This window comes from Fuscovulum ytuae, assembly GCF_029953595.1.
Classification (GTDB): Bacteria; Pseudomonadota; Alphaproteobacteria; order Rhodobacterales; family Rhodobacteraceae; genus Paragemmobacter; species Paragemmobacter ytuae.
In genome coordinates this window covers 2564817-2581841 of sequence record NZ_CP124535.1, presented here as the reverse complement: position 1 = coordinate 2581841, position 17025 = coordinate 2564817, and the positions used below count along the sequence as shown (strand labels likewise).

At 63.3% G+C, this 17025-nt stretch carries 15 protein-coding genes and 1 tRNA gene; 8 read left to right on the top strand and 8 right to left on the bottom strand.

Annotated features, from left to right (window positions below):
* Entirely contained in the window at positions 1-1371 is a 1371-nt protein-coding gene (locus QF092_RS12480; protein ID WP_281464224.1) for a nodulation protein NodH, read from the top strand.
* Here QF092_RS12480 and QF092_RS12475 read toward each other — a convergent pair.
* The 7 genes from QF092_RS12475 to QF092_RS12445 all read right to left on the bottom strand — a co-directional run bounded on the left by QF092_RS12475 (position 1368) and on the right by QF092_RS12445 (position 6138).
* Positions 1368-1832 carry a PTS sugar transporter subunit IIA gene (locus QF092_RS12475; protein ID WP_281464223.1) on the bottom strand — a complete coding sequence of 155 codons (465 nt, stop codon included), beginning with the start codon at positions 1830-1832 and terminating at the stop codon, positions 1368-1370. The genes QF092_RS12480 and QF092_RS12475 overlap by 4 nt on opposite strands.
* 32 nt (positions 1833-1864) lie before the next feature.
* Positions 1865-2443, bottom strand: coding sequence for a ribosome hibernation-promoting factor, HPF/YfiA family (gene hpf, locus QF092_RS12470; protein ID WP_281464222.1), 579 nt, complete (start codon positions 2441-2443; stop codon positions 1865-1867).
* Positions 2444-2677: 234 nt separating this feature from the next.
* Positions 2678-3439, bottom strand: a complete 762-nt coding sequence (gene lptB, locus QF092_RS12465; protein WP_281464221.1) for an LPS export ABC transporter ATP-binding protein — start codon at positions 3437-3439, stop codon at positions 2678-2680.
* On the bottom strand, positions 3436-3906 hold the full coding sequence (gene lptA / locus QF092_RS12460; RefSeq protein ID WP_281464220.1) for a lipopolysaccharide transport periplasmic protein LptA: 471 nt from the start codon (positions 3904-3906) through the stop codon (positions 3436-3438). Before lptA ends, lptB begins: the two co-directional genes overlap by 4 nt.
* 54 nt (positions 3907-3960) lie before the next feature.
* A complete protein-coding gene (gene lptC, locus QF092_RS12455; protein ID WP_281464219.1) occupies positions 3961-4578 on the bottom strand; it encodes an LPS export ABC transporter periplasmic protein LptC in 618 nt (205 codons plus the stop codon).
* A complete protein-coding gene (locus tag QF092_RS12450) occupies positions 4578-5543 on the bottom strand; it encodes a KpsF/GutQ family sugar-phosphate isomerase (RefSeq protein ID WP_281464218.1) in 966 nt (321 codons plus the stop codon). Before QF092_RS12450 ends, lptC begins: the two co-directional genes overlap by 1 nt.
* Positions 5524-6138 (bottom strand): ribonuclease D, encoded by a 615-nt coding sequence (locus tag QF092_RS12445; RefSeq protein WP_281464217.1) that lies wholly within the window; start codon positions 6136-6138, stop codon positions 5524-5526. Before QF092_RS12445 ends, QF092_RS12450 begins: the two co-directional genes overlap by 20 nt.
* Before the next feature lie 600 nt (positions 6139-6738).
* On the opposite strand from QF092_RS12445, the gene QF092_RS12440 reads away from it, so the two are divergent.
* Positions 6739-6939, top strand: a complete 201-nt coding sequence (locus QF092_RS12440; protein WP_281464216.1) for a hypothetical protein — start codon at positions 6739-6741, stop codon at positions 6937-6939.
* A gap of 75 nt (positions 6940-7014) precedes the next feature.
* On the opposite strand, the gene QF092_RS12435 is transcribed toward QF092_RS12440, so the two are convergent.
* Positions 7015-7099 (bottom strand) — tRNA-Leu (locus QF092_RS12435).
* Between the two features lie 160 nt (positions 7100-7259).
* Between QF092_RS12435 and QF092_RS12430 the strand changes: the two genes are divergently transcribed.
* The 6 genes from QF092_RS12430 (at position 7260) to gltB (ending at position 16802) form a co-directional block, all read left to right on the top strand.
* Positions 7260-8246, top strand: coding sequence for a complex I NDUFA9 subunit family protein (locus QF092_RS12430; protein ID WP_281464215.1), 987 nt, complete (start codon positions 7260-7262; stop codon positions 8244-8246).
* A 4-nt stretch (positions 8247-8250) separates the two neighbouring features.
* Positions 8251-9138, top strand: a complete 888-nt coding sequence (locus QF092_RS12425; protein WP_281464214.1) for a c-type cytochrome domain-containing protein — start codon at positions 8251-8253, stop codon at positions 9136-9138.
* Between the two features lie 9 nt (positions 9139-9147).
* Positions 9148-9951 carry an undecaprenyl-diphosphate phosphatase gene (locus QF092_RS12420; protein ID WP_281464213.1) on the top strand — a complete coding sequence of 268 codons (804 nt, stop codon included), beginning with the start codon at positions 9148-9150 and terminating at the stop codon, positions 9949-9951.
* 164 nt (positions 9952-10115) lie between these two features.
* A complete protein-coding gene (locus QF092_RS12415; protein ID WP_281464212.1) occupies positions 10116-11552 on the top strand; it encodes an NAD(P)-dependent oxidoreductase in 1437 nt (478 codons plus the stop codon).
* Positions 11549-12250: a hypothetical protein gene (locus QF092_RS12410; protein WP_281464211.1), complete on the top strand. Its 702-nt coding sequence runs from the start codon at positions 11549-11551 to the stop codon at positions 12248-12250. Before QF092_RS12415 ends, QF092_RS12410 begins: the two co-directional genes overlap by 4 nt.
* Before the next feature lie 13 nt (positions 12251-12263).
* Positions 12264-16802: a glutamate synthase large subunit gene (gltB, locus tag QF092_RS12405; RefSeq protein WP_281464210.1), complete on the top strand. Its 4539-nt coding sequence runs from the start codon at positions 12264-12266 to the stop codon at positions 16800-16802.
* The last annotated feature ends 223 nt before the right edge of the window (positions 16803-17025 follow it).

The following is a 17025-nucleotide window of genomic DNA, read 5'->3' as shown; positions in this document are numbered from 1 at the left end:
ATGTTCGCGGAAATGCGGACAGGCTCCAACTTCCTCGAAGCCAATCTGAACGCCATCTCCGGCATCGCCTGTCATGGCGAGGCGTTCAATCCCTATTTCATCGGCAAAAAGGACCAGACAGAGATGTTCGGCGTCACCCTTGCCGAACGCGAGGCGGACCCCGCCCTTCTTCTGCGCCGCATGCGCGAACGCACGCCGGGCCTGTCGGGTTTTCGCTATTTCCACGATCATGACCCCCGCATCTTCGATCTGGTCATGGATGATCCGCGCTGCGCCAAGATCATCCTGACCCGCAACCCGTTGGAAAGCTATGTCAGCCTGAAGATCGCGCAGGCCACAGGTCAGTGGAAACTGACCAACCCCAAGAACCTCAAACAGGCCAAGGCCCGCTTTGACGCCGTGGAATTCACCACCCATCTCGATCAGGTGCAGCAGGCCCAGATCCGCCTTCTCAACGCGCTTCAGACGCGCGGGCAGACGGCCTTTTGGATCGATTATGACGATATCCCCGATCTGGCCGTCCTGAACGGCCTAGCGGCCTTTCTGGGGGTCGAAGGGCGGCTTGAGTCCGTCGATACCAGCCTGACCGTCCAGAACCCCGAACCCTTGGCCGACAAGGTCACCAACCCCGCCGCGATGGAACTGTCGCTGGCGCGGCTGGATCGCTTCAACCTTGCCCGCACGCCCAATTTCGAACCCCGCCGCGCCGCCGCCGTGCCGGGCTATATCGCCTCTCAAACGGCCCCGCTTCTTTTCATGCCGATCAAGGGCGCGCCTCTGAAACCCGTTTTGAACTGGTTCGCCTCTCTTGGCGGCACGGAAACGGATTTCACGCATAAAACGCTCCGCCTGTGGCGTCGTGCGCATCCCGGCAGCCGCAGCTTTACCGTTCTGCGCCATCCCCTTAACCGTGCCCACCGCGCCTTTTGCGCGCTGGAAAAAGGCCCGCTCCAAGGTGATCAACGCCGGCAACTCGCGCGCCTATACGGCATCACGCTGCCCGCCCCCGGCCAACCCTTCACCGATCCCGCCGAACGCCGTACGGCCTTCCTCGCCTTCCTGCGTTTTCTCAAACGCAACCTTGCCGGGCAGACCTCGTTCAAGACCGATCCCGCATGGGCCACGCAATCGGCCGTTCTGCAAGGCTTTGCCACCCTGCAATCGCCCGATCTGATCCTGCGTGAAGACCGCCTTGCCGAAGGCATGGCCTATCTTGCTGCCGAATTGGGCCTGCCCGCCCCGCCGCCGCTTCCCCCGCAAGACCCCGAGGATGCGCTTCTCGACACCATCCGCGATGGCGAATTGGAAGAGGCCGCGCGCGACGCCTACACCCGCGATTATCAGGGATTGGGGTTCTACCCCCTGCGTTAGGCCGCCTGCGTCGTCCGCGCCTCGGTCAGGATCGCATAGATCTTGGCCGGGTCGTTATTGGCGCGCAGTTTCGCCACCACCGCCTGATCCCGCATCGTCCGGCTGACCAAGGCCAACGCCTTCAGATGATCCACGCCCGAATCCTTTGGCGCGAACAGCCCAAAGACAAGATCAACCGGCTGCCGATCCACGCTGTCATAATCCAAGGGCTTTTCCAGGCGGATGAACACGCCCCGGATTTGTGCCAGATCCTCCAGCCGCGCATGGGGCAGGGCGATGCCATGCCCCACGCCGGTCGGTCCCAGACTTTCCCGCTCTTGCAGCCCGTCGATGGCGGTCGCCCCGCTCATCCCATAGGCCTGCGCGGCAAGCTCTCCCAATTCCTGGAAAAGCCGCTTCTTGCTCGTCAACTGCCCGACAACACGCACCGCGCCGGGGATCAAAAGCTTGGAAAGGTCCATGCCTTACGTCGTTCCTATCCGCCGCAGGGGCGTCATTTGCTGTTGCGCGGATCGATCCAGCCGATGTTCCCGTCATCCCGACGGTACACGACATTCACGCCGCCATGTCCCTCATTGCGGAACACGAGCATCTTCTGACCCCCCAATTCCAGCTGCATGACCGCTTCGCCGACGGTGATCGAAGGGATCTTCGTCTCCATCTCGGCAATCACGATGGGCTGTGGATCGGTGCTGTGGTCGTCGTCCTCGGGTTCCTCGCTTGGCGCGAGGATATATGCAGACCCGGCGCCGAATTCAACAGGGGCCGTCCGCGCACTGTGATGGCTGCGCAAACGCCGCTTATAGCGACGCAGCTGCTTGTCCATTTTTTCGCGGCAGGATTCGAAAGCGGCATAGATTTCCGCTGCATGCCCCTTGGCCTGCGCCGTCAGGCCAGTGGAAAGATGGATCGTTGCTTCACAGACGAATTCATGCGCCACGCGCGAAAAGATCACCACGGCATCGGTCGGGCGCTGGGCGTATTTCTCCACCACCTCGCCCAATTCCGCCTTCACATGCGTTTGCAGCGCCTCTCCAATGTCGATCTGTTTTCCACTGATCTGGTAACGCATGCTGGGTCCTCCGCGTGAAACAGGCCATCGCGCCCCGGGATCGGGAACGTTCTCGGCCTCATGAATCTGACTTGGGTCCGAAGGTCCGATCCCGCAAGGTGACCTGCCGTCATGGCGGCGGTCCGGGTGGGATCGACAAGGGCGATTTGCACACGCATCACAAGCATTTGGCATCCGCCACTGCCCACTTGTCAACTGAGTCTTACAGACCCGGGGAAACCCGGCACCTGCGTGTTAGCTGATCCTGAAATTCTGACCCAGATAGACGCGGCGCACCATCTCGTCGCGGACCACCTCATCGGTGGTGCCGCTCATCAGGACCTTGCCGTCATGCAGGATATAGGCGCGGTCAACGATCTCCAGCGTTTCCCGCACATTGTGATCGGTGATCAGAACCCCGATTCCCCGCGCCTTCAGATCCTGCACCAGATGCCGGATCTCGCCCACCGCGATCGGGTCCACCCCGGCAAAGGGTTCGTCCAGCAGCAGGTATTTCGGGTCCGCCGCCAGACAGCGCGCGATTTCCACCCGCCGCCGCTCCCCCCCCGACAGCGCCAGCGCAGGCGCGCGCCGCAGATGGGTGATGGAAAATTCCGACAGCAATTCCTCCAACCGCTCGCGCTGCTTGTGGCGGTCGGAATAGGTAATCTCCAGCACGGCAAGGATATTGTCCTCGACCGATAGGCCCCGAAAGATCGAAACCTCCTGTGGCAGATAGCCGATCCCCAACCGCGCGCGGCGATACATCGGCAGCATGGTCACATCCCGCCCATCGATCAGCACTTCGCCGCCTTCCGGCGTCACCAGCCCCGCGATGGCGTAGAAACAGGTCGTCTTCCCCGATCCGTTCGGGCCAAGCAGTGCCACCACCTCGCCCCGGTTCAGATGCATTGATACATCCCGGATCACCGGACGCCGCTTGTAACTCTTGCGCAGCGACCGGACCGCCAATCCGGCCGATCCTTGCGTCACCGTCAGATCGGGCCCCGCCCTCATGGTGTGCCACTGCCGGGAACAAAGACGGTCTGCACGCGGCCTTCCATCACCCCGGTCCCGGCATCCAGATTATACACAAGGCGCGGCCCCGCGATGGTCGTCGTCCCCTGCGTCAACAGCACATTGCCCGTCATGACCACTTCACCCGTGGCCAGCGTATAGACCGCCTCATCCCCTTCCGCCGCATCGGTGGGGCTGGTGAACAGCACGTTTTCGTAAAAGAAAACCTTATGCACCTCGTTGCCGCCGGGCGTGTATTCCACCCGCGCGCGCTCTGAGGTGATGGTCATATCCCCCTGAACAACCTTCACATTTCCGGTAAAGACCGCCTCGCCCGTGCCCTGATCCACGCTCAGCGTATCGCTTTCGACTTCCACCGGAAGGGATGAGTCCTGCTTCAATCCCGTCAGCGCGACCGTCGTTTGCGCCTGCGCTGCCGCCGCGATTGCCATCGCCCACAGCGTCATCGGGACGATTATCGCGCGCAAAGACAATGGCATCCGATCCTCAATACATTCGCATTACTTCTTGGGTAGGTATATCAGCCTAACGTTTCCGTTGAAAACCAGAAGATATCCATTGGCACCAGCCCCACCCTGCGTCAGGCGCATCGTATCGGCGGTGACTTGCCCCAAAGGCCCATCCGCAATGACAGGAACATCCGACCGCACGTCCGTGCGTTGCAAGCTGGCCGTCATTGCCTCGCTGCGCACCCGATAGCCCGTTTCGTGATCCAGCACGACATTCCCGGTAAAGGTCACTTCGCTCTGATCCAAGGGCAGGTCGGCGGCATCGGCCACCAGATGCGTCACCACCCCGTCGGGCGTCGTCATCACGCCCGCCACATCCACCGCCGATTGGCCTTTCACGCCATCTTGCGCGGGGCGGGCCTCGGAGGCCTGCACTTCGATGGAACTTCCATCCTCGGTCACGCCCGCATAGGTGGGCAGCGTCATCCGCGGCTCGCGCAGCCGCGCCTCCACATCCACATCGGCAAAGGGCAGCGCGTCCTCCGGATTGATCCGATCCGACAAAAGGAACAGCGTCGACAAAGCCCCCAGCGCGGCCAAGGGCAATACCACCTTCAGCAGCGCCACAAGCCGCGACCAGCCATCCCCGCTGCCCGCCGCCCGCGCCATCACGCGATCCCGGCCCGCAGGCAATCATGGATGTGCAACACACCCGCCACGCTCTGGCTGCCGTCGGGGTCGACCACGAAAAGGCAGGTGATCTTTTTCTCGTTCATCACCCTGACCGCCGTCTCGGCCAGCGCCTGCGGCCCGATGGTCCGCGGCCCCGCCGTCATCACATCCCCCGCCGACAGGTCCAAAAGCCCGGCCATATGCCGCCGCAGGTCGCCGTCGGTGATGATGCCTTGAAGATACCCGTCCGAATCCGTCACGCCAACCACGCCAAACCCCTTGGACGACATCGCCAGTAAGGCCTCGCTCATCGGCGCATCATGCGCGATCAAGGGCGCATCGGCATGCATCAGATCACCCACCCGCGCCAGCCGCGCCCCCAGCTTGCCGCCTGGATGGAACACCCGGAACTGATCTGGCGTGAATTCCCGATGCTCCATCAACGCCACCGCCAGCGCATCGCCCAAGGCCAGCGTCATGGTGGTGGATGTCGTAGGCACAATCCCCGTCTCGCAGGCCTCGGGTGCCGCAGGCAGCACGATCGCCACATCCGCCGCCCGCATAAGGGTGGAGTCGGCCCGCCCCGCCACGCCGATCAACGGAATGTCGAACCGCCGCGTATGCGCGATGATATCGGCCAGTTCCGGCGTCTCGCCACTATTGGAAAGCACCAGCGCCACATCGCCCTTCATCACCATGCCCAGATCGCCATGGCTCGCCTCGGCGGGATGCACGAATTGCGCCGGCGTCCCGGTCGAGGCAAAGGTCGCCGCGATCTTCCGCGCGATATGCCCAGACTTTCCCATCCCCGACACGATCACCCGGCCTTCGGCCCGCAGGATCATCTCCACCGCCGCCGTAAAGGCCCCATCCAGCCCATCCGCCAAAAGAGTCAGCGCCTCCGCCTCGCGCCGGATGACGCGCTGCCCCGTCGCCAAAAGGTCAGTGGTGGAAGATGTCATTGGGTTCTTCCCATCCCAGCAGGTCCAACTCCGCCCGCGCGGGCAGGAAATCGAAACAGCGCTGCGCCAGCTCCATCCGCCCCTCGCGCAGCAGCCGCGCCTCCAGCGCCGCCTTCAAGGGATGCAGATACAGCACATCCGACGCCGCATATTCCTTCTGCGCCTCGGTCAGAACCTCTGCGCCCCAATCGCTCGTCTGCTGCTGCTTGGAAACATCCACGCCCACCAGTTCCAAAAGCAGGTATTTCAACCCATGCCGATCCGTGAAGGTGCGGATCAGCTTCGACGCGATCTTCGTGCACCACACCGGGGCCGTCACCACGCCAAAGGCCTTCTGCAAGGCCGCAATATCGAACCGCCCAAAATGAAACAGCTTCAGCGTCTCAGGGTCCGTCAACAGGCGCTCCAGATTGGGCGCCGACCTCTGCCCCCGCGCGATCTGCACCAGATGCGCATCCCCATTCCCATCCGACAACTGCACCAGACACAGCCGATCCCGCCGAGGGTCCAACCCCATCGTCTCGGTATCAATCGCCACGACGGGGCCAAGGGTCAGGCCATCGGGCAGGTCGTTCTGATGCAGGAAAATGGCCAAGGCAGGCGTCCTTTCGGCAGGGGATTGGGGTCCAGTAACCCTGCTGCCCCATTGGGTCAACCTGCTGTGGATCGCTGCGTCATCTCCCGCCGCCTTTACCCGCATTCCCGATGTTACCTGTCCACGGTTCAGGCAAAGGGCGGGCAGAGGACAACACCTCTTTTGCAGATGCATTTGCCGCGGCTCTGGCACGGAAAGGTCATGCTTGCGCCGCATCTCCACGCTGTCTTGGCGCGATCTTTGTAACGCGTGTGAAAGTAAATGGTCACCATGTCTCGAACCACCTCGACCTCCGCCCTCGCCCTATGCCTTTCCCTGTTTTCTGCCCAAGTTGCCGTCAGCGAAGCGGCGCCCTGTGACACGTCCCCAAAGGCCCAGCTATGCGCAGACAGCACAAAGCGCCCCGTTCCCGCAGAGACGCCCTCGCCCTCTGCCCGCGCATCGCTTCTGAAAGGGTCGGCGATTTCCATGTTCGCAGACCGGATGGACAGCGCGAAACCCTCTCTCGCACCACGAGGCAACCGAACCGCCGACAGTCAGGCCCCGACGGGTTACTCCCACCAATCCGGCGTGGCTGGCGCTGCCAGGAGAAACGCCTTCATGAATGGGCCCGACGCCGCCTCCGACGTTAACGGCTCATGGGCCAGCGCTTCGGCAGTAAACGAGGCGAACATGGCCGCAGCCGAACAGGCGTTCCAACAGGCCCAACAGGATGTTGCCAACTCGATCGCCACCGCGATGGAAGGGGCCCAGAAAAGCGTCGCCGCCGCCATGAGCGCCACGGGTCCGGCTGGAAACTGACCGCGCCACACCCAAAACCGTTCCGCAAACACCAAGGGGCGCGGCCAAAGCCAGCGCCCCTTCGCAAGATCGACATGGTGCCCAGAAGAGGACTCGAACCTCCACGCCTTGCGGCGCTGGTACCTGAAACCAGTGCGTCTACCAATTCCGCCATCTGGGCCCAAGTCGATGGAGGGCGATGTAAAGAACGCCCAAGGCACTGTCAACGGTCGCCAAAAAGAATCTTCCGGCCCGCTTTGGCCCCCTGCGGCGCAGCGGATGCTTGGCCTTCGCGCCACAAGGGTGTAATCACCCCCCAACAAAGAATTGGGGAACCGGACATGAACAAGCTTGTCACCATCTACGGCGGTTCGGGCTTCGTCGGCCGCTACATCGCGCGCCGCATGGCCAAGGAAGGCTGGCGGGTCCGCGTCGCCGTCCGCCGCCCCAATGATGCGCTCTTCGTCAAACCCTATGGCGTTGTCGGGCAGGTTGAACCCGTCGCCTGCAACATCCGTGACGATGCCTCGGTCCGCGCGGTGATGAAGGGGGCTGATGCGGTGGTGAACTGCGTGGGCATCCTCAACCGCTCTGGCAAGAACACCTTCGATTCCGTGCAGGCCGAAGGCGCCGCCCGCATCGCCCGCATCGCCGCCGAAGAGGGCGTGGCCAACCTCGTCCACCTCTCGGCCATCGGCGCGGATGAAAACAGCCCCTCGGAATATCAGCAGACCAAGGCCGCAGGCGAAAAGGCGATCCTCGCCGCCTTCCCCAAGGCCGTGATCCTGCGCCCCTCGGTCATCTTCGGCAACGAAGATGGCTTCTTCAACCGCTTCGCCGCCATGGCCCGTTTCGGGCCGATCCTGCCCGTCGTTGGGGCCGAGACCCGCTTTCAACCCGTCTATGTCGATGACGTGGCACAGGCCGCCGTCCTTGGCATCACCGGGCAGGCCGCGCCGGGGATCTATGAACTTGGCGGTCCCGATGTGGAAACCTTCCGCGATCTGATGCGCCAGATGCTGGCCGTCATCCGCCGCCGTCGCCTGATTGTGAACATCCCCTTCTTCGCGGCCTCCATCATGGGCGGGGCCTTCGACCTGCTTCAGGCGGTCACCCTCGGCCTTATCCAGAACGGCATGGTCACCCGCGATCAGGTCCGCAACCTGCGCGCCGATAACGTGGTTACCCCCGGTGCCAAGGGCTTTGCCGAACTCGGCATCACCCCCACCGCGATGGAGGCAGTGCTGCCCGAATATCTCTGGCGCTATCGTCCCTCGGGCCAATATGCCGCCATCAAGGAATCGGCCAAGAACCTGCGGAAAGCCTGATCCTATGCGGGCTGCGCTGGCCCTTCTCCTCATGGCCAGCGCAGGCCATGCGCAGGACGCGCCCGATTTCGCCGCCATCGGCACGCTTTTCGCCGAACGCTGCGTGATCTGCCATTCCGGCAGCGATGCCCCTTTGGGCCTGCACCTCGATAGCTATCAAGGCGTGCTGAACAGGTCCGAAAACGGCCCCGTCGTCATTGCGGGCGATGGCATGAGTCCCCTGCTCCAACGCCTGCGCGGGCAGGCCGAACCGCAGATGCCGCTCGACGGCCCGCCCTTCCTGTCGGAACCCGAGATTCAGCTTGTCGCCGACTGGGTCGGCGCAGGCATGCCCGAAGGCACCGCCACCTTCACCGCCCTGCCCGAACGCACGCGCCCCGCCCCCGGCGAAGACGTGCTCTGGGCCGATGTGGAACCCATTTTCCTCAAGGTCTGCGCCAAGTGCCATTCCGACAATTCCAAGGTCGGCGGCCCGCCCGAAGGGCTGCGGCTCGATACGTGGGAACACGCGCTTTCCGCCGATGAACGTGTGGCCGTGGTCCCCGGCAATCCGGAAATGTCGGAAATCTGGCGGCGCATCACGGGCCTTGCTGATCCGCGCATGCCCTTTGACGGCCCGCCATGGCTGCCCGATGACGATATCCGCCTGATCCGCGATTGGATCGCTCAAGGCGCCCGTGCCGCCGATGGCACCCCTGCCCCCATCCCGGTCGGCGCGCGCGTCCGCCTACGGGGCACCCTGACCGGCAAGAATGAGGTGGACGGCGCCCGCTTCACCGTGGACGCGGGAACCCGCCTTGATAAACCGCCCACCGTTGGCGGCTCTGCCGAAATGCGCGGCGAGGTGCAGCCAGACGGCACCGTCCGCGCCACCCGCCTGCGCGCCCGCTAGGACATTCCCATGGACATGAACACCCTCGTCGCGGCGATCCTCGGCCTTGTCGAAGGGCTGACCGAATTCATTCCCGTCTCCTCCACCGGTCACCTGTTGCTCTTGGGCCATTTCCTTGGCTTCGACAGCCCCGGTCGCACGTTCGAGGTGGTGATCCAGCTTGGCGCGGTGCTGGCCATCCTCACCGTCTATGCGGCAAAGCTTTGGCAGGTCGCCTCCACCATGCACACTGACCCGGCCTCGGCGCGGTTCGTGGCCTCGGTGCTCTTGGCCTTCTTCCCCGCCGCCGTGATCGGCGTCTTGGCGCATGACATCATCAAAACGATCCTTTTTGAAACCCCGGTCCTGATCGCGACCATGCTCATCCTCGGCGGCCTTGTCCTTCTGGTGGTCGACCGCATCGCCCCCGCGCCCCTCCATGAAGACGCGATGCAACTGCCCTTCCGCAAGGCGCTGTCCATCGGCCTGATCCAATGCCTTGCCATGATCCCCGGCGTCAGCCGTTCGGGCGCCACCATCGTCGGTGCGCGCCTGATGGGCGTGGGCAAGCGGGCATCGGCGGAATTCTCCTTCTTCCTCTCCATGCCCACCATGGCGGGGGCCTTCACCTATGACCTTTGGAAAAGCCGCCACATCCTCGACTTCTCGGCGCTGACGGACATCGCCGTGGGCTTCCTCCTCGCCTTCCTTTCCGCCGTCCTCGTGGTGCGCTGGACGCTGGATTTCGTCTCGCGCCACGGTTTCGCGATCTTCGGTTGGTGGCGAATCATCGTCGGCACCGCCGCCCTGATCCTGCTTTCGCTGGGCTTCTGACCGTAAATGTAAACTTTGCTGACCTAAATTCCACAAAATTGGACAGCAGAATTGACCCAACCGGGCAAAAACCGGTATTTAGGTCAAACATACTGACTTTTATTCCCCTCGCCACCAAAGTATCAAGGCGCACCCAGGTAACCCCGGTTGGAAAGGGCGCCCTCATGGCAAAGAACCGCATGCTCCAATTCGTCACCGTCGCGAAGGAGACGCCCGAAAAACGCCCCGCCAATCTGCGCGCGCAGGATTTCCATGAAATCTACCGCGAATACGCCGCCGAAAAGGCCGCCGAACAGGCTGGACGGTGCAGCCAATGCGGCGTGCCCTACTGCCAATCGCATTGCCCGCTGCACAACAACATCCCCGACTGGCTCCGCCTCACCGCCGAAGGCCGCCTGCAAGAGGCCTATGAGATCAGCCAAGCCACCAACACCTTCCCCGAAATCTGCGGCCGCATCTGCCCGCAGGATCGGCTTTGCGAAGGCAATTGCGTGATTGAACAATCCGGCCACGGCACCGTCACCATCGGGTCGGTCGAAAAATACATCACCGACACCGCATGGGAAAACGGCTGGGTCCAGCCGATCAAACCCCATGCCGAACGCACCGAATCCGTCGGCATCATCGGCGCAGGCCCCGGCGGCCTTGCCGCTGCCGACATGCTCCGCCGCAAGGGCGTGCAGGTCACCGTCTACGACCGCTATGATCGCGCAGGCGGCCTGCTGACCTACGGCATTCCGGGGTTCAAGCTGGAAAAGCCCGTCGTCATGCAGCGCATCGACCAACTGGCCGAGGCGGGCGTCCAATTCGTCATGAACTGCACCGTCGGCGAAACCATCAGCTTCGACGCCATCCGTGGCCAGCATGACGCCGTCCTTATCGCCACCGGCGTCTACAAGGCCCGCGATATTCAGGCCCCCGGCGTGGGCGCCACGGGCATCGTCAAGGCGCTGGACTACCTCACCGCCTCCAACCGCAAATCCTTTGGCGATGACGTCGCCGAATTCGACAGCGGCGAATTGAACGCCGAAGGCAAGCGCGTCGTCGTGATTGGCGGCGGCGACACCGCGATGGACTGTGTCCGCACCGCCATCCGCCAAGGCGCAACCTCCGTGAAATGCCTCTACCGCCGCGACCGCGCCAATATGCCCGGCTCCCAGCGCGAGGTGCAGAACGCCGAAGAAGAAGGCGTCGAATTCGTCTGGCTTACCGCCCCCAAAGGCTTCACCGGGTCGCCCCATGTCGAAGGTGTCATGGTCCAACGCATGCGCCTTGGCGCCCCCGATGCCACGGGCCGCCAATCCCCTGAACTGATCGAAGGGGCCGACTATGTGGAACCCGCCGACCTCGTCATTCAGGCACTCGGATTTGAGCCCGAGGAAATCCCCACCCTCTGGGGCGTGCCGGAACTCGCCGTCACGCGCTGGGGCACGATCAAGGCCGATTTCCAGACCCACGCCACCAGCTTGCCCGGCGTCTATGCCGCGGGCGATATCGTGCGCGGCGCGTCCCTTGTCGTTTGGGCCATCCGTGACGGGCGCGAGGCGGCGGATGCCATCCTCGCCTATCTCGCCCAGCCCGCACAGGTGGCCGCCGAATGACCGCCCGCATCCTCCTGCCCCTGCTGGCTATGGTCCTCGCCACCCCTGCGGCGGCACAGGGCACCTTCACGCCGCCCGAAGGCTGCACCACCTTCATGACCGTGCAATCGAAAGGCTGCCGCGTTTCGAACCATTTCAAATGCACCGCCGATGCGCCGGGCGACCAGTGGCGCACCGATTTCGATCAGGAAGGCCCCTTCTTCTCCTCGCGTGTTAACTACGAGGCGGAATGGGTCGAAAGCTATGAAATCGACCCGCCGGTCCGCCAGACGCTCGACCCCAATCCCGCCGATCCGGCCTCCTTCTCGGACCTTCTGGCCACGGGCAGCGACAATTACATCTTCGGCCTCTCCGATGACACGGGCGAACGCACCCGCGTGCGCGGCGCCGATACGCTGACGGGCCGCGTGGTCGTCATCGACGGGATCGAGTTGCAGGAAACCGCCTTCAACTTCACCGAGACGGACCTTGCCGGAAACGTCCTGCGGCGGTCGCGCGGCAACGAATATATCCATCCCGAATGGCGGCTGTTCTTTTCCGGCCCCTCACAATGGGATGGCGGCAACGGCAATTTCGTCCCGATAGACGGCTCGCCCCTGCAATTCATCTTCCCCGGCGAACCCGGTTTCGCCAGCACCCAACCGCTCTTCGATTGCGACGCCGTTCTGTCGTCGCTGCCGCTGCCGCCCAAGTCGTAAGGAGACCTTTGCCATGACGATCTATGACGAATCCTGGGTGAAGGCCGAAGAAGCCAAGCGCCAGTGGATGGACGAACACAGCCTCTACAAGACCGAGGATGAACATTCCTCCTGCGGTGTGGGGCTGGTGGTGTCGATCTCTGGCAAACCGTCCCGCAAGGTGGTGGAAAACGGGATCAACGCGCTCAAGGCCGTCTGGCACCGGGGCGCGGTCGATGCCGATGGCAAGACGGGTGATGGCGCGGGCATCCATGTGCAAATCCCGGTGCGGTTCTTCTATGACGTGATCCGCCGCACGGGCCATGAACCCGATCTGAACAAGCTCGTCGCCGTGGGTCAGGTCTTCCTGCCCCGCACCGATTTCGGCGCGCAGGAACGCTGCCGGACCATCGTGGAAACCGAAGTCCTGCGCATGGGCCATTACATCTATGGCTGGCGTCACGTCCCGGTGAACACCGAAGTTCTGGGCGAAAAGGCCAATGCCACCCGCCCGGAAATCGAACAGATCCTGATCCGCTGCGAAAAGGACATCGATCGGGAACAGTTCGAACGCGAACTTTACATCATCCGTCGCCGCATCGAAAAAGCCGCCGTCGCGGCGCAGATTCAGGGGCTTTACCTCTGCTCCCTCTCCTGCCAATCGATCATCTACAAGGGGATGATGCTGGCCGAACAGGTCGCCGTCTTCTACCCCGATCTGATGGATGACCGTTTCGAATCCTCCTTCGCGATCTACCATCAGCGCTATTCGACCAACACCTTCCCGCAATGGTGGCTCGCCCAACCCTTCCGCATGCTTGCCCATAACGGCGAAATCAACACGCTGAAGGGCAACGTCAACTGGATGCGCAGCCACGAAATTCGCATGGCGTCCAACAACTTCGGCGATGCCGCCGAAGACATCAAGCCGATCATCCCGTCGGGCACGTCGGACTCCGGCGCCTTGGATGCTGTGTTCGAAGTGCTGGTCAGATCGGGCCGCTCGGCCCCCATGGCCAAGACGATGCTGGTGCCGGAAGCCTGGTCCAAAACCACCACCGACATGCCGCAGGCATGGGCGGATATGTATGCCTATTGCAACTCCGTCATGGAACCGTGGGACGGCCCCGCCGCCCTTGCCATGACCGATGGCCGCTGGGTCTGCGGCGGGCTGGATCGCAACGGCCTGCGCCCGATGCGCTATGTCATCACCGGCGACGGCATGCTCATCGCCGGGTCCGAGGCGGGCATGGTCCCCGTCGATGAAACCACCGTGCGCGAAAAAGGCGCGCTTGGCCCCGGCCAGATGATCGCGGTGGATATGGCGGAAGGCAAACTCTACCACGACGCCGAAATGAAGGACAAACTGGCCGCCAGCCAGCCCTATGGCGAATGGATCGAAAAGATCGTCGATCTGAACAGCCTGCTGCGCGACGTGCCGGAAGCCGCCCTCTTCTCCGGCGCCGACCTTCGCCGCCGCCAGATCGCCGCTGGCTACACGGTCGAGGAATTGGAACAAATCCTCGCCCCCATGGCCGAAGACGGCAAGGAAATGGTCGCCTCCATGGGCGACGACACGCCCGCCGCAGTCCTGTCCAAGGTCTACCGCCCACTGTCGCATTTCTTCCGCCAGAACTTCAGCCAGGTCACCAACCCGCCGATCGACAGCCTGCGCGAAGGCCGCGTGATGTCGCTGAAAACCCGCTTCGGCAACCTCCGCAACGTGCTGGATGAAAACAGCAGCCAGACCGAAATCCTCGTTCTGGAAAGCCCCTTCATCGCCAATGCCGAATTCGACGTGATGGTGCGGCAATTCGGTGATCAGGTCGCCTTCATCGACTGCACCTTCCCCGTCTCGCCCGAACTCGACGATCTGCGCCAAGGGCTGGAACGCATCAGGGCCGAGGCCGAAGATGCCGTCCGCTCCGGCGCGGGCCATCTGGTGCTGACGGATCAGCATCAGGGCCCCGACCGCGTGCCCATGCCCATGATCCTTGCCACCTCTGCCGTGCATTCATGGCTGACGCGCAAGGGCCTGCGGACCTTCTGCTCCATCAATGTCCGTTCCGCCGAATGCATCGACCCGCATTACTTCGCCGTCCTCATCGGCTGCGGCGCGACGACGGTGAACGCCTACCTCGCCCAAGACTCCATCGCCGACCGCATCTCGCGCGGGCTTCTTGACGGCACCCTCACCGATGCCATGCGCCGCTACCGCGACGCCATCGACGCGGGCCTTCTCAAGATCATGTCCAAGATGGGCATCTCGGTCATCTCCTCCTACCGCGGCGGCCTCAACTTCGAAGCCGTCGGCCTCTCCCGCGCGATGGTGGCCGAATACTTCCCCGGCATGCAGTCCCGCATCTCCGGCATCGGCCTCACTGGCATCGAACAGAAACTGGAAGAGGTCCACGCCAAAGGCTGGCTCGGCGGCACCGATGTCCTGCCCATCGGCGGCTTCTACAAGGCCCGCCGCTCTGGCGAAAAGCACGCATGGGAGGCGCAGACCATGCACATGCTGCAATCCGCCTGCGACCGCGCCAGCTATGACATCTGGAAGCAGTACTCCGCCGCGATGCGCGCCAACCCGCCCATCCATATCCGCGACCTTCTGGATATCAAACCGCTGGGCAAACCCGTCCCGATCGAGGAAGTGGAATCCATCACCTCGATCCGCAAGCGCTTCGTCACCCCCGGCATGTCGCTGGGTGCCCTGTCGCCCGAGGCGCACAAAACCCTCAACGTCGCCATGAACCGCATCGGCGCGAAATCCGACAGCGGCGAAGGCGGCGAAGACCCGGCGCATTTCCACCCCGAACCCAATGGCGACAACCCATCCGCCAAGATCAAGCAGGTCGCCTCAGGCCGCTTCGGTGTCACCGCCGAATACCTGAACGCCTGCGAAGAACTTGAAATCAAGGTCGCCCAAGGCGCCAAGCCCGGCGAAGGCGGGCAGCTTCCGGGGATGAAGGTCACCGCCCTCATCGCGCGGCTGCGCCATTCCACCCCCGGCGTGACGCTGATCTCGCCGCCGCCGCATCACGACATTTATTCCATCGAAGACCTCGCCCAGCTGATCTATGACCTCAAACAGATCAACCCGCGCGCCAAGGTCACGGTGAAACTCGTCTCGGCCTCTGGCGTCGGCACCATCGCGGCAGGCGTGGCCAAGGCCAAGGCCGATGTCATCCTGATCTCCGGCCACAATGGCGGCACCGGGGCCTCCCCCGCGACCTCCATCAAATATGCGGGCCTGCCGTGGGAAATGGGCCTGACCGAGGCGCATCAGGTCCTCGCCATGAACAACCTGCGCGAACGGGTCACGCTGCGCACCGATGGCGGCCTCCGCACCGGGCGCGACGTGGTGATGGCCGCCATGATGGGGGCCGAAGAATACGGCATCGGCACCGCCGCCCTGATCGCCATGGGCTGCATCATGGTGCGCCAGTGCCAATCCAACACCTGCCCCGTGGGCGTCTGCACGCAGAACGAAGCGCTGCGCCAGAAATTCACAGGCAGCGCGGATAAGGTGGTCAACCTCATCACCTTCTATGCGCAGGAAGTGCGGGAAATCCTCGCTTCCATCGGCGCGCGGTCTTTGGATGAAATCATCGGTCGCGCCGATCTTCTGACGCAGGTCAGCCGGGGCCACGCAGCGCTCGATGATCTTGATCTCAACCCCCTTCTCATCACCGTCGATGGGGCGCAGAAGATCACCTATGATCGGTCCAAGCCGCGCAATGCCGTGCCCGATACGCTCGATGCCGAGATTATCAAGGACGGCCACCGCTTCTTCGAAGACGGCGAAAAGATGCAACTGTCCTATGCCGTGCGGAACACGCTCCGCACCATCGGCACGCGCGCCTCGTCGCATATCGTCAAGAAGTTCGGCATGCGAAACAGCCTGCAACCGGATCACCTGACGGTGAAACTCACCGGTTCTTGCGGCCAGTCGCTCGGTGCCTTCTCCGTGCGCGGTTTGAAGATCGAGGTGCAGGGGGATGCCAACGACTATGTCGGCAAGGGCCTGTCGGGCGGCACGATCACCGTGCGCCCGATGATGTCCTCCCCCCTCAAGGCGGAAGAGAACACCATCATCGGCAACACAGTCCTTTATGGGGCGACCGATGGCTTCCTCTTCGCATCGGGCCGCGCGGGCGAGCGTTTTGCGGTGCGGAACTCCGGCGCCAAGGTGGTGGTCGAAGGCTGTGGCTCGAACGGCTGCGAATACATGACGGGCGGCGTCGCGGTGATCCTTGGCCGGATCGGCGCGAACTTCGGCGCGGGCATGACGGGCGGCATGGCCTATGTCTACGATCCCGATGGCGTGGCCGAGGATTTCATGAACCTCGAGTCGATCCTCACCTGCGGCATCGGCCATCCCCATTGGGAGGCACAGGTGAAGGGCCTGATCGAACGCCACCACGCCGAGACAGGCTCGCGCATCGCCGAACGCATCCTTGCGAACTGGGAGGCTGAGAAGCGCAACTTCCTGCAAGTCTGCCCGAAAGAGATGCTCCCCCATCTGGCGCACCCCCTCTCGGACGAGGCGGCAAAGGTTCCGGCAGAGTGACGAAACAGAAAGGCCCCCGCGAGGGGGCCTTTTCTTTCACCCGTTCCGCAGCGCGGGATATGCAGGATCGAAACCCCGTCGCCCTTGGGTGCGGCTTTGCTCTCTGCATCCATCTGCCGATCCTACCCAACTCACTTAGACCCAAACCGTCGCCTTAACGCCCCCTTCATCCACCGCGCGCTCTGTGCCCACAGTTTGCTGCACAAAAGGCGGCACAAAACAG

Bases quoted from the DNA above. Each gene is read 5' to 3' on its own strand.
- hpf (WP_281464222.1), bottom strand. From the start codon at position 2,443: ATGCGTTACCAGATCAGTGGAAAACAGATCGACATTGGAGAGGCGCTG.
- QF092_RS12440 (WP_281464216.1), top strand. From the start codon at position 6,739: ATGAATGGGCCCGACGCCGCCTCCGACGTTAACGGCTCATGGGCCAGC.
- lptB (WP_281464221.1), bottom strand. From the start codon at position 3,439: ATGAGGGCGGGGCCCGATCTGACGGTGACGCAAGGATCGGCCGGATTG.
- lptA (WP_281464220.1), bottom strand. From the start codon at position 3,906: ATGACGCTGTGGGCGATGGCAATCGCGGCGGCAGCGCAGGCGCAAACG.
- QF092_RS12415 (WP_281464212.1), top strand. From the start codon at position 10,116: ATGGCAAAGAACCGCATGCTCCAATTCGTCACCGTCGCGAAGGAGACG.
- QF092_RS12410 (WP_281464211.1), top strand. From the start codon at position 11,549: ATGACCGCCCGCATCCTCCTGCCCCTGCTGGCTATGGTCCTCGCCACC.
- lptC (WP_281464219.1), bottom strand. From the start codon at position 4,578: ATGGCGCGGGCGGCGGGCAGCGGGGATGGCTGGTCGCGGCTTGTGGCG.
- QF092_RS12475 (WP_281464223.1), bottom strand. From the start codon at position 1,832: ATGGACCTTTCCAAGCTTTTGATCCCCGGCGCGGTGCGTGTTGTCGGG.
- QF092_RS12480 (WP_281464224.1), top strand. From the start codon at position 1: ATGTTCGCGGAAATGCGGACAGGCTCCAACTTCCTCGAAGCCAATCTG.
- gltB (WP_281464210.1), top strand. From the start codon at position 12,264: ATGACGATCTATGACGAATCCTGGGTGAAGGCCGAAGAAGCCAAGCGC.
- QF092_RS12450 (WP_281464218.1), bottom strand. From the start codon at position 5,543: ATGACATCTTCCACCACTGACCTTTTGGCGACGGGGCAGCGCGTCATC.
- QF092_RS12425 (WP_281464214.1), top strand. From the start codon at position 8,251: ATGCGGGCTGCGCTGGCCCTTCTCCTCATGGCCAGCGCAGGCCATGCG.
- QF092_RS12420 (WP_281464213.1), top strand. From the start codon at position 9,148: ATGGACATGAACACCCTCGTCGCGGCGATCCTCGGCCTTGTCGAAGGG.
- QF092_RS12430 (WP_281464215.1), top strand. From the start codon at position 7,260: ATGAACAAGCTTGTCACCATCTACGGCGGTTCGGGCTTCGTCGGCCGC.